The organism is Borrelia hispanica CRI, assembly GCF_000500065.1.
In the GTDB taxonomy this organism is placed as follows: Bacteria; Spirochaetota; Spirochaetia; order Borreliales; family Borreliaceae; genus Borrelia; species Borrelia hispanica.
Window position 1 is genome coordinate 152522 of the sequence record NZ_AYOU01000163.1, and the last position, 12273, is coordinate 164794.

The following is a 12273-nucleotide window of genomic DNA, read 5'->3' on the forward strand; positions in this document are numbered from 1 at the left end:
GTGAAACAAATAGTTTTAGATTATAGTTGTCTATTTAATGATGACATCATTATTGATGATGTTAAGATTTATCACTATCTTGTTAATGTAAGGAGATTAAGGGTAGGTGATAGATTGAATATTCTTTTAGGTAAAAGAGAGATAAGATTTTCTGAAATTTTGAGTATAGAAAATCACCGAATTAGGTTTTCTACTCTTAGAGTAGAGGAACTTAAGATTCGTGACTTTGAAATAGATATATTTGTATCAAATCTGAAGGGTAGGAAATTAGATTTAAGTTTAAGACAAATTGTTGAGATTGGTGTTAATAGTATAAATATTGTTAATGCTGATAATTCGATTGCTAAACTAGATATGGACAATTTAGAACCTAAGAAATCAAGATTTTTAAAGATAATTGATGAGGCTTTAAAACAAAGTGGAAATGTTCAAATTCCCAGTATTAATTTTTATAATGATTTTTTTAGTATTCCTTATTCGTCATCTGTGAATTATTACGTTGCTTATAGTAAGGGTGATTTTTTGCATTTTGGTGAAAACATTAGTGTTTTTGGTAAAATTGGGATTTTAATAGGTCCTGAGGGTTGTTTTTCAAAGCTGGAAATTGATTTTTTTAAAAAATTGAATTTTAAATTTATAAGATTTAATACTCCTATTTTAAGAGCTGATACAGCTATTGTTTACGCACTTGCTCACTTTAAATTATTATTAGAGGGTAATAATGGCTAATTTAAAAGATATATATTCAAAACCAGATAGGATTTATTTTCTTGGAGCGCCAATAGATGTGTTTAAAAATCATGAGAAATTGATCAGTAGATTTGAATATTTAATATCTCATCCATATCATTCAATGGTAATTTTTATTGACTGTAAATCTTTATTGAAATTTTTGATCTTTAAGAGTTTTAGAAATCTTGTTAAAAGTTCTTCTCTTGTTTTTTCAAATTCAAAGTTACTTAGAGTGCTTTGTAAATTTTTAAAGAGAATTGATATTGGGTGTTATGATTCAAATTCTATTTTACTTGTTTTAATGAGTGTATTGGAGAATACATATAAAACGTGTTATATTATTGATAAAGATAAAATAATTTCTAAAAAAAATTTTTTAAGATTAAAAGAGTCGCATAAAGAAATTAACTTTATTGGTTACTATGACTTGAGGGCTGTTAAGAGAAATAAGGAAATGTTTTTTGCTAATATTAATAAACTTACTCCTAGTATGATAATAAGTTTTTGTAATAGTAATTATCTTGAAAATTTGTTTTATGTCAATAAATTTGGAATTAGAACAAATTTAACTGTGTTTTTGTGATTTCTTTTGATTTTAATTGTTATAAAAGTTTATACGAGGTAAGGAAAATGTCATTTGTATTAGATCAGGCTGTAGTGTATCCAATGCAGGGAGTAGGCAAAATAAAAAATATTCAGAATAAGGAATTTAATGGTGAGTTTATTGATTATTATGAAATATATTTCCCATTTAATGAGATGACTTTCATGGTTCCAGTAGCTAGGGCGGCAGATCTTGGAATTAGAGCTTTGGTTAGCAAAGAAAAGGTAGAAGAAGTTTTTGATATTATTAAGGATTTTGAGGGTCAAATAGATCAAAAAAAGATCAAAGATGGTAGTCATGATTTTTATAAGCAGAGTGATATATTAAGTACTGCTAAGTTATATAAATTTTTGTATGTAAAATCTATGCAAAAAGAGTTGCCTTTTTATGAAAAGAGGATTTTAAATGATTTTGAATTAATTTTACAACATGAGATTAGTTTAGCTTTGCAAATTAGTTTTGAAGAAGCCAAAGAAAAGATTAGAGAAGTTCTCTCTAGGGGGCAGTCTTAGATTAGATTGTTTATCACTTGTAGGAACATATATGTTAAATATTGTAAGGTTTATATCCTTAATATCTTGTAGATTTATTTTTATGTTTTTTCTCTTTTCGTTAGTTTTTGTTTGTACATCTTACTTGAAGTACATATTCCTACATGTAGATCTTTCTGTTTTAAGTTTTGAACTTTATTATGATGCTTATCTTTATGCTTTTCCTTTATCTTTAGTTGTTACTTTTATGAGAATTGCTTATCCTTTTAGTATGACTACATTCAGGGTTTCTGGTACTTTATATATTGTTATCTTTATTTTTATATTGTTTTTGTCTTATTTTGGATTTTTAGCTTCTGTTAATTTTCATACTATCTTTTTTGATTTACATAATAGGGATGAAAAGATAATTAAAGATGATACTGTGCATTTTTTTGATGATCAAATAGTTTTTTATAGTAATGATATTAAATCGTTTGGGTTTAAAGGTGTTTTAAAAATCGCAGATAATGAGTTTGATGATGAGGATTTTAAATCTTTTTCATATAATCCAAGATTTTCTGAATCTGATGTGGCGCATTTTAATGAAAATGCATTTTTTACTCAAAAGCTTTATAGTGATTTAGTTGGTTATATTTTTAATGATTTAGACATTTTTAATAATTTTTTACTTTCTTTAGAATCTTTTAGTTTGATATTGAATATATTTGGATTTGTTTTGCTTTTATTTTCTTTTTCTTATATTTTTAATTTTATATTTCTAAATAGTGTGTCTTTATTCCTTTATCCTATTTTTGTCATACTATTTTTTAAAGTTTATAATATTTATGCAATTGAATTTCCGGAGAGTTTAGATTTAATTATGGGTGAAAATGTAATATCTAATTATCTTACTTTCATTTTTTGTGTACTTACATTTTGTTCTACTTATTTGATTGGTTTTCTTTTTAAATATATTAAAGAGAATGAGGGATTTGATAATGATACGTTACATTAATTAATTTGTTGGATATGAAAAAAGAATTGTTTACATTTTTAAGTAATTTTATTGTTTTTCTATTTTTATTTTTTGCTTTGATTTTTTGTTATACATATTTTTTTGGAGTTGCCTATTTAGAGAAACATATATTAGTAGCTACATTTTTTGATACTGTTTTGAGTGTATATCATCATTTTAATGGTTTTTTTATTTTTTTTGTTTTGATTTATTTTATTTTTTTAGCGAAACCAGAGACACGGCTTTATTTTAAAGGGTATAAAGGATATTTGTTTAAAAAGTTTTATCCTTTTATGTTTTTATTTTTTGTAATAGGTATTGTTTTTGTATTAATTTTTAATTCTATTATGTCTTATATTCTTTCTCAGAGAAATGAATATAAATATAATTATGAGAGATATAATCTTCTTGCAGAACAGACAACTACAATAATAAATGAAATTAAAAATATTGATATAAATTTATCTTCAAATAAGACACTTGATGTCAATGAATTGGTAGAGCTTTTTAAGCAGAAAAAAAAATATCTTGAGGAATTGCTTAGGATGTATGAAAAAATGAGGCTTATTTCTGATAATGATGAACTTTCTATTAATTATTACTTGGCTAGATCTGAATATGATAGAATGCCTATTTATGGCGTTGATTTAGAAAAGGTGCGAAAGACTCTTAAAATGTATTTAATAAAAAGTTTGACTAAGAGAGATTTTCAGGATATCATTAATGGATTTATTGATAAGGGTGATTATGTTACGGCTAATTATTTTGCTTATATCGGATTTTTTGCAACCAAAGATGATGAATTTACTGCGCTTTTAGATTTAACTTTTAAAGCTATTAATGAGTATAAAAATATTGAACTTGAGAGAGAATCTTCGATTTTTGAGGAGAAACAAAAGACTTTTTTATATCTAAATACAGAGAAATTTAAACCTGCATATTATGGTTTTTTAAAGCTTCATAATTTGTTTCCAAACGATAATGAGATTTTAAGTTATAAGAATAAGTCTTTAGATAAACTTAAAATTCAGTATTTCTTTTTTGATGAAATTGAAAAATATTATGAACATTATGGCATCAATGATATATTTTTAGTTCAGGTCAATTCTGGTAATGGTACATATGATTATATTTATATGCAAAAGGTTGTAAATACTGTTTTTTCTTATATAAAAATGATTAAAAATTTTGAACTTATTAGGTTTGATAGTTTAGGTAAAGTTATATTACATATAAAAGTACCATTTGCTACTCTTAAGGGTAATACAGTTTATCAAAATGTTTTAGATAAGAAAGATGAAAATAGTGATATTACTGCTACTAGGGTTTTTGTATTGCTTCAAGATTTTGACTTAAGTGATATAAAAATCATTGATCTTAATAATAATGTTGATAATTTACATTTATTTGCAAATTCTGTTAAAGGTCGTATTTTTTTACCTATTCAAGTTTTAATCAGTGCCTTTAACCAAATTAAAACGTTTAATTTAAGATTGATAGGTATTTTTTCTTCAAGTCTTTTTTTAATGATAAGTCCTATTTTATTAGTTTTTTTGGGTGTTTTATTTATTTCTGTAGCTTCTAGAGTGAATTTTGAGTTTGATTTAAAATTTATGGTATTTCTTGTATCTATAGTAGTAGCTATTTTTTCAGGTATTATATCTCTTTTGATAAATTATTTATTGTTAACTTTAATAGCACTCTTTATGCACTTAACTGGCAATGTATACATATCTTTTATTTTAATTTTTTCCTTTTTATTCTTTATTGTATTGTACGTGATGCTCGTCAATTATAAAAAAGATGTACCGTCTTTATGAAAAATTTGTATTTTTGATGTTAGATAACAATAATTCATTAATTATGTTATTTTCTTTTTCTATTTGTTCTTTATTAGGTATATATGAATCTTGATTCATATAATTTTCATTTATAATAAATCGAGGTATTTCTTTAATTACATGTTTTAATTTCAAGTTTAATCCTTTATATGGCGTAAATCCATTAATCAATCCAAAATGTTCATTAAATTTTGCTTTATCTTTAAGTGTGATTAATGATTGTTGTATTTTTTGATTTAATATCCATCGAATAAATTTTGCTATAGGTTGTGATGTTTCTTTAACGCCCATAAAGTTTATATTACATATCGATGATTTTTTTTCTTTATTTGTTAAATATGAAAAATTGATTTTGTCTTTAATATTTTGATTTAGTTTATTGTAATATGCTAAGTTGGTTAAACCCGCAATTAAAATAGTTTTTTGTTGTAATAGTATCGTTTCTAAGTTTAGATATTTATATTTTTCTGTAAAGTTTTTGTGCAATGTAAGTTCGTTCACATCTATAAAAGATTTGAAATAATTAATTATATTTAATATTTTCTTCTCATCATATTCTGACTTGTTGTTTCCAAAGTAAATATTTATATCATTGATTTCAGATATTGTATAAAATATATTTTCAGAAATATAAGGAGATATGAAAATTTTTTTGTCTTTTTTGAAATTTGTATATATTTCTTTGATTGATTGTATATCAATATATTTTTGTATATCATATTCATTTTTATATATTAAGATTGGAATATCGAAACTTAATGGCACAATTTTATATGCAAATTTTTTTGATATATTGTTTAATATTGGATAGTCTGAATAATAATATTTTTGTATATTTTTAAAGTTTTTAGTTATATTTATATTGTCTAAGTTTTTTGCAATGATTATCTGAGCATTCTCTTTATTAATAGTTTGTACGTTAATATTTTTTTTGTATTTGATAATGAAATTTGTTTTATTTTGAACATTAAATTGATTTATATAAATAGGAATAATTTTATTGTCAGTTAAGATAGTAATAGCAGTTTCTTTTGAACAACTGAAAATCAAAGTTAAAATTGTAATTAAAATTAATTTCTTTATACACATAAAAAATATGTTTAATACATTGACTTTTATTTTACAATAAATTATGTATAATTTTTATAGTTATTTTATAATTTTGGGTATCTTTGATAACTTTAAACTTTGTATTAAAAAGGAGAGCTGTTAATGTGAGTTTGGTTGATTTTTTAGTTGCTATTTTTAATAGAGAGCGTACTCCTGAGCAAGTGAAGAAGAGAAGGCTTAAAGAAGTAAAAAAAAGTCTCAGTAAGGTAAGTAATTTTTTTAGTGTTTCCAAAATACAAGCTTTGCCTCAATTTGCTAAGTTTATTTATAATTTTTATAAGGTTTTTTTTCCTTTAAAATTATTTGTGCAAAGATATCGAAATTCAAATGAGATAATTCATTTTGTAGTTGAGAAGTATTTGAATAGTGCTCAAAAGCAAGCTTTGGAACATATTTATTCTTTCTCTGCTAATGAGGTAGTTAATTTTACATCTGATATGCTTAAAAATTTGGATACCAATTTAAATTATTTATTGAAAAGTATAACTCAGGAACAGGTCAGATTAATCGATGAAACCTGTGGGGCTTTAGATATCTTTTTTGATTTATCTTCATATCAGTATTATATGCTTATTAAACATTTTGATAGTTTATTTCCAGAAGATGATTTTATATATAAACCTAGATTTAGTGCTGTCAGTTGTGGAATAATCCTTGATGATATTAAGGATTATTTGGAATGTATTTATTCTATTAAGGATATTTCTATTTGGAGAAATCTTTATGATATTCTCTTAAAGATATATGGAGATGAAGATAATTTTCCTATTAAGCCAAATGTTTGGCTTAAAATGATAACATCTATAATTGAGATAAATAAGGATAAAGAAATTTTATATCTTGTAAGATATGTTAGTGGTGATCCCAATTATTTGCCTATTTCTGGTGTTAAAAAGGCAAAAGCAAAAGCGTTTTTTAATTATCTCTCTAAACATGTTTCAAATGAAATGTTAAAAGCTGAGATTTTGCAAAAAAATAGCAAATCTAAAATTTTGGCAGAAAAATTATTTCCTGGAGTTACTCTTTTAACTTTAGATAATTATAATGAGCATATGAACATGAAAATTACATCTAAAATTACAAATACTACTGGATATGTTTACGCTGATATTTTAGGTTATTTAAAAACTCATGCTGTTAATTTAGTAAAAAAAGATTTAAATGATGTTGTTAATATCCTGATTATTAAAGGACAATGGAAAGATATGGAAATTTCTAGAGATATTTCTAATGACATTCATGACTTAGTTAGTATTTATTCTAATCTTATTGATTTTGATAATAATCTTGGGGAACAGGGTAATTATGGTAATAGAATAAATGCACTTTTGCATAGGGTTTATGTTGGAGGAGACAAATCATCAGAAAAATTATTGTTAAATATAATAGTAGATGTTAATAAGAAGGCTTTAATTTTATTAAATGACTATTATTCAAAAATTTATTCTTTAAAACAGCTCTTAAGTGGTTGTTTAGAAGATTATTTGAAACCTTCTTCAGAAAAGGAACTTATTTATAATTGGAAAGAACTTGATATTGAACTTGTAAAAAGTTATGGCAATAATGTAAGCTTTGGTAGTATAATTAAAAATATCATTGAGGGATTAACTTTATTTTTAAAGTTAATGGATTTGTATTTAAGTAAGAAAAATGCAGTTTAGGAGATTTAGATGGGGAGAGAATGTGAAATTACAGGAAAAAGGACAATGTTTGGAAATAATGTTCCACGTAAGGGACTTGCCAAAAAAAAAGGTGGAGCAGGACAACATATTGGTGTTAAGACTAAGAGAACTTTTAAGGTTAATTTAATAAATAAGAAATTTTTTATTCCAGAGCTTGGGAAAAATGTTAGTATTAAGATTTCTGCAAGTACTTTAAGAAGTATTTCAAAAGTAGGTCTGAATGTTTTTTTAAAGAAAAATAATAAAAAAATAGATGATTTCATTTAAAGACTATTTTTTATTAATTTAGTTTATTAGTATATTTTCTATTATTGAATATTCATTATTATTGTTAATGATTTGATGATTTAAAAATTCAAAGTTGGTAAAAATTTGATGAATTATAATAAGGGCAGCTATATTTTCGGGAAATATTTTGTGTGATTTGTGATGTTCTAGTAAAGTTGATGAATTTAAGTAAGACGTGTTTAAGAGTTGTTTTAAGGTTGTTGCTAATTGGATAGCTTTATGTAGATTTGTAGAGTGTGAAATAAAATGAGATAAAAATATAAAAGAATTTTCTTCTTGAGTTGTAAATGGTTTTAAAAATGTGCAATATTCTTTAATAGTTTGACTTTTAGGGTTACCTAAAATAATGGGAATAATTTTGATATTTTGTGTTATATCTTTAATAAAATTTAATGTAATTTCAATTTTATGATCATTTTCTATTATTTTGTCTTCTACATTTGTAAATTTAAAGTTTTTTATTAAATTTATTATGTCTAAATTAACATCAATTGTTTTATCTAGAAATTTCCAAGCTTTATGAGTTGATATATTAATCTTTGAATTTTCTTTTGTATATGAAAATATAAATATGTTTTTTGTATTGTAAGTTATTATTTTTTTAAATATATCAATTTTATCTAAGAAAAACTCATAAGTCCCATAACTAGTTAAAAGTGCTTTATGAGTTTTTCTTTTATATAAGCTGAATGATTTTGGTGTTATATTAGTTGGATAAAAAATATTATCAACTAAACTATTTCTTATTTTATTTATAGATTATGTCCCTTAATTGCTTCTTCTACTGTGTTTATTTCCATAAATTCTGTACCCTTATTGGTGTCCCTGTTGGGATTTCCAGAAATAATTACTATAATATCTGAATTTTTAACTATTTCTTGTGTTTGAAGCATTTTAAGAGAAGTTGCTACAAATTCATTTGTTCTTTTAAAATTGTTTTCAACAAGATTAGAATAAACACCATAAGAAAGTGATAATTCTCGTGCTATTCTTTCATTATTTGTCGTAATAAATAATGGCACACTTGCTCTATATGTTGCCATTATTCTGGCAGTTCTTCCTTTAAGTGAATCAACAATAATAGCTTTAATAGGCATTATTTTGGTTGCATCAATTGCACATTTAATAATATAATTTCTTATTATTTTTTTGCTACAGAAAATTTCATCTTGAAACAGTGTTTGTTCTCTATATTTTTCGACTTCTCTTGCAATCTTGGTCATCATTTTAACAGCTTCGATTGGATATTTTCCATAAGCTGTCTCTCCGGATAACATTATTGCGTCTGTACCATTTAGAATTGCATTAGCAACATCAGATACTTCTGCTCTTGTAGGTCTTGGGTTTTCAATCATTGTATGTAACATTTGCGTTGCTGTAATTACAGGTATTCCGTACTTAATGCAGGTTTTGGTTATTTTAATTTGTGCTAAAGGAACATCTTCAGCAGGTATTTCAACTCCCATGTCTCCCCTTGCGACCATAATTCCGTAGGAAGCTTTGGCAATTTCTTCTATGTTATCAATTCCTTCTTGATTTTCGACTTTAGAAATAATTTTTACGTCTGGATTTCCTGCAGCGTTTAATATATCTTTGACGTCTTGGATATCTTGTGCATGTCTTACAAAAGAATGAGCAATAAAATCAATATTTTGTTTTGCTGCAAGTTCAATAAAGCCTTTGTCTTTATCAGTAACGGATTGTAATTTCAGTGAAATTCCTGGTGTATTTATTGATTTTTTGTTTTTAATTTGTCCATCGTTTTTAATTTGGCAAATTAATTTATCTGCAGATTTTTCGATGACAATCATTTCAAGTTCACCATCATCAATTAGAATTTTTGCTCCATTTGGAACTTCATTAACAAATCCATCATAGTTAGTTTGAAATGCATTAGGATCATTTATAGGTGTTGTAGAGATTATTACTTTGTCTCCTATTTTAACAGTAATAGGCTTTTCAATATTAGCTGTTCTAACTTCTGGTCCTTTTGTATCAATCATTAATGCTATTTTATTTGAAACTTGTCTAACATTATTTATGACTTTTATTGCATCGGCATGTGATTGATGAGCAGTGTTTAGTCGTATTACATTGACACCTGCTTCATATAATTCTTTTATATGTTCTGGATCGCATCTTAGATCTGATATTGTTGCTACTATTTTTGTTAATTTTTGTATCATATTTATTTTTCTCCTACAATATTTAAATTTTATGCTTTTTAATCTCCAATAACAATATTTTTTAAAGAACTTGTCATTTAATTTTTAGATTGAAGTTAGGATATATTATAAACTTAATTTATGTTTTTGAGTTTGTTTAATATTTTGGGATCTAATTTGATATTTAAATTTTTTTCTCTGTGAGGTATTACAAGTCCTTTTTTTTCTCCTTTAATTTTTCTTAAATATTTGACATTGGTATAGTAAAGGTCAGCTTTTCCCGCTTGTTTTGCTGGTTTTGTATAAAATACACATAAATTACCAGCATCTATTAAAACTTCAAGAGGCGGTGTTTTGTCTTTTTTATTTCTAATAAATACATAAGCACCAGGATAATCCCTTGTATGCAACCAATAATCATTTCCTTTTGCCCAATTTCTTAAGAGTTCGTCATTTTCTTTTGCATTTCTGCCCACAATAATTTCAAATCCATGAGATATAAATTGGAGTCCAATAGATGTTTTTTTAATGTTTTTTTGTGTTGTTGTTTTTTCATTAGTCAGAGTTGTATGACTTTGTTCTTTTGTATAAGTTGTTTTTGATATTAATGTGTCATATTGTGTTTTTGCATCTTTCAATTGTTTTTGCACAATCTTAAAAAGATTTTTGTTTTTTTTGTATGTTTTAAAATATTTTAAAGCATTATCTTGAGGAGATAATTTTTTTTCTAATGTTATTGTAATTTCTTTGCCATTGTTGTTTTGTAAAGTAATTTCACTCATTCCTTTTTTAATTTTGTTTATATTTGATAAAATCATTTCACCTTTTTCTTTGTGAGTTTCTATTATGTCCATTGAAATTAATTGTTTGTTTAGAGAGTTTATTTTTCTTTCTAAGTTTATTTTTTCTTGTTCATATTTTTTATCAAACAGCTCTATATTATGTTTTTTAGTTTCTTTGATTTCTAAATTTTCATAGTAATTTTCAATGAATGTTGAGTATGGTAATTTGTTGTCATATTCATTTTTGAGTTTGACTTCTTTTTTATCAGTTATATCGTTATTTTCAATAATTTTTTTGACTTTTGTAAATATTTCACCCGTTATTTCTTTTGATTTTGGTCTTCTATAGTATGCATCAAGAATTTTAAAATTTGTGTCTGTGACAATTATATTAGGAGAAGATGCCCATAATTTTATAAAAATACAATAGTAATTTTGGTTTTTACTTATTTTTATTAGAATTATTCTTTCATTTTTTATTTGATATGCTTCCGATACTTTGCCATTTGTGACTTTTGATTTTAAAAATTCAAAAAATCTTAGAGGAGGTTTGATATTTTCAAATTTTTTATTTGTTTTATGAATTCTTGTTTTTTGTGGATCTAGAGATATTAATACATTAAAATTTTTTTCATCTGTTGATTTATTGTAAAATTCTATAACCAAATTTTTATAATTAGGTTGTTTTATCTTTTTTAGAAATGAATTTATTAATGGCAATTCTTTAAGTAAAATGTTTATTTCATGATAGTTTAATGACATTTTATCTCCTTTGATCTTTTACTAAATATGTTTATTATTAGTTTACAAAATGGTATATTATAAATAATAGCTTATTATAACAAGTTGTACTATTGGTATGTAGAGATGTATTTGTTGTTAAATGTAGCTTAAGTAGTTTATGAGTTTTATAATGAACAAAATAAAAAAGATAATATTAATTATATCTCCTTATTTGCTTTTTGCCCAAATATCTGCCAATCAATATTTTGAGGAGGTTCATTCAAAATATCAAAATGTCAATGATATGCAGGCTAAGATTAGTCTTAACATAAAAGGTCTTAAACAGACAGGAACTTTGTTATATAAATCTCCCGATAAATTTATTATTAATTTAGATTCAAATAATCAGGTCTTTGTAAGTGATGGTGAATTTTTAACCATTTATGTTCCGTCTCTTGGTACTTCTTTTAGACAACAGTTGACTATGGGAAAATCGGGAAGTGGTTTTATGAATATTTTGAGTACTGAGTATAGTGTATCTTATACTAATTCTCCCAATTTAGAACCTCTTGATGAATCTGTGGGAAGGGGAGGAGCTGAAAATTTTATGAAACTGACTTTTTCAAGACGGCTTTATAAAGGTGCTGCTACAATTGATTCTTTTATGATTGCGTTTACACCAAGTGGTGCAATTAGAAGAGTTATTGCTTATCCTACAGGTGGTGGTAGAGAAATAGTGATTGATCTTTTGTCTGTTAAGTTTAATGTTGGAATTTCTGATAGTAAATTTAAATATGATCTGCCCAAGAATGCAAATAAGGTGGATAATTTTTTATATGATGTTAAAAAGACCTGAGG

The 12273-nt window shown here is 24.8% G+C and carries 12 protein-coding genes; 8 read left to right on the forward strand and 4 right to left on the reverse strand.

The features are described 5' to 3' along the window. The 5 genes from U880_RS0107660 to U880_RS0107680 are packed head-to-tail and all read left to right on the forward strand — an operon-like array spanning position 1 to position 4644. Entirely contained in the window at positions 1–729 is a 729-nt protein-coding gene (locus U880_RS0107660) for a 16S rRNA (uracil(1498)-N(3))-methyltransferase (RefSeq protein WP_024655450.1), read from the forward strand. Continuing rightward, a complete protein-coding gene (locus tag U880_RS0107665; protein ID WP_024655451.1) occupies positions 722–1315 on the forward strand; it encodes a hypothetical protein in 594 nt (197 codons plus the stop codon). Before U880_RS0107660 ends, U880_RS0107665 begins: the two co-directional genes overlap by 8 nt. Before the next feature lie 47 nt (positions 1316–1362). Then, the gene (locus U880_RS0107670; RefSeq protein ID WP_024655452.1) at positions 1363–1848 is read left to right on the forward strand and encodes a CarD family transcriptional regulator; all 486 of its coding nucleotides are present in this window, start codon (positions 1363–1365) and stop codon (positions 1846–1848) included. A 31-nt stretch (positions 1849–1879) separates the two neighbouring features. Beyond that, positions 1880–2824 carry a membrane protein gene (locus U880_RS0107675; protein ID WP_024655453.1) on the forward strand — a complete coding sequence of 315 codons (945 nt, stop codon included), beginning with the start codon at positions 1880–1882 and terminating at the stop codon, positions 2822–2824. Positions 2825–2838: 14 nt separating this feature from the next. Continuing rightward, positions 2839–4644, forward strand: coding sequence for a hypothetical protein (locus U880_RS0107680; protein WP_024655454.1), 1806 nt, complete (start codon positions 2839–2841; stop codon positions 4642–4644). Here U880_RS0107680 and U880_RS0107685 read toward each other — a convergent pair. Next, positions 4639–5754 (reverse strand): hypothetical protein, encoded by a 1116-nt coding sequence (locus tag U880_RS0107685; protein ID WP_024655455.1) that lies wholly within the window; start codon positions 5752–5754, stop codon positions 4639–4641. The genes U880_RS0107680 and U880_RS0107685 overlap by 6 nt on opposite strands. 83 nt (positions 5755–5837) lie before the next feature. On the opposite strand from U880_RS0107685, the gene U880_RS0107690 reads away from it, so the two are divergent. Then, positions 5838–7436 (forward strand): hypothetical protein, encoded by a 1599-nt coding sequence (locus tag U880_RS0107690; protein ID WP_051373907.1) that lies wholly within the window; start codon positions 5838–5840, stop codon positions 7434–7436. A 9-nt stretch (positions 7437–7445) separates the two neighbouring features. Continuing rightward, positions 7446–7724 carry a 50S ribosomal protein L28 gene (gene rpmB, locus U880_RS0107695; RefSeq protein WP_012538111.1) on the forward strand — a complete coding sequence of 93 codons (279 nt, stop codon included), beginning with the start codon at positions 7446–7448 and terminating at the stop codon, positions 7722–7724. 18 nt (positions 7725–7742) lie between these two features. Here the strand turns inward: rpmB and amrB are convergent, their stop codons facing one another. From amrB to U880_RS0107705, 3 genes are all read right to left on the reverse strand, one after another. Then, a complete protein-coding gene (gene amrB / locus U880_RS10965; RefSeq protein WP_235048053.1) occupies positions 7743–8450 on the reverse strand; it encodes an AmmeMemoRadiSam system protein B in 708 nt (235 codons plus the stop codon). Positions 8451–8497: 47 nt separating this feature from the next. Further along, a complete protein-coding gene (pyk, locus tag U880_RS0107700; RefSeq protein ID WP_024655457.1) occupies positions 8498–9931 on the reverse strand; it encodes a pyruvate kinase in 1434 nt (477 codons plus the stop codon). Between the two features lie 113 nt (positions 9932–10044). Further along, on the reverse strand, positions 10045–11454 hold the full coding sequence (locus tag U880_RS0107705) for an NFACT RNA binding domain-containing protein (RefSeq protein ID WP_024655458.1): 1410 nt from the start codon (positions 11452–11454) through the stop codon (positions 10045–10047). Positions 11455–11593: 139 nt separating this feature from the next. Between U880_RS0107705 and U880_RS0107710 the strand changes: the two genes are divergently transcribed. Next, on the forward strand, positions 11594–12271 hold the full coding sequence (locus tag U880_RS0107710; protein ID WP_038359653.1) for a LolA family protein: 678 nt from the start codon (positions 11594–11596) through the stop codon (positions 12269–12271). Positions 12272–12273 lie beyond the last annotated feature (2 nt).

Bases quoted from the DNA above. Each gene is read 5' to 3' on its own strand.
- U880_RS0107665 (WP_024655451.1), top strand. From the start codon at position 722: ATGGCTAATTTAAAAGATATATATTCAAAACCAGATAGGATTTATTTT.
- U880_RS0107670 (WP_024655452.1), top strand. From the start codon at position 1,363: ATGTCATTTGTATTAGATCAGGCTGTAGTGTATCCAATGCAGGGAGTA.
- U880_RS0107675 (WP_024655453.1), top strand. From the start codon at position 1,880: ATGTTAAATATTGTAAGGTTTATATCCTTAATATCTTGTAGATTTATT.
- U880_RS0107680 (WP_024655454.1), top strand. From the start codon at position 2,839: ATGAAAAAAGAATTGTTTACATTTTTAAGTAATTTTATTGTTTTTCTA.
- U880_RS0107685 (WP_024655455.1), bottom strand. From the start codon at position 5,754: ATGTGTATAAAGAAATTAATTTTAATTACAATTTTAACTTTGATTTTC.
- rpmB (WP_012538111.1), top strand. From the start codon at position 7,446: ATGGGGAGAGAATGTGAAATTACAGGAAAAAGGACAATGTTTGGAAAT.
- pyk (WP_024655457.1), bottom strand. From the start codon at position 9,931: ATGATACAAAAATTAACAAAAATAGTAGCAACAATATCAGATCTAAGA.
- U880_RS0107705 (WP_024655458.1), bottom strand. From the start codon at position 11,454: ATGTCATTAAACTATCATGAAATAAACATTTTACTTAAAGAATTGCCA.
- U880_RS0107710 (WP_038359653.1), top strand. From the start codon at position 11,594: ATGAGTTTTATAATGAACAAAATAAAAAAGATAATATTAATTATATCT.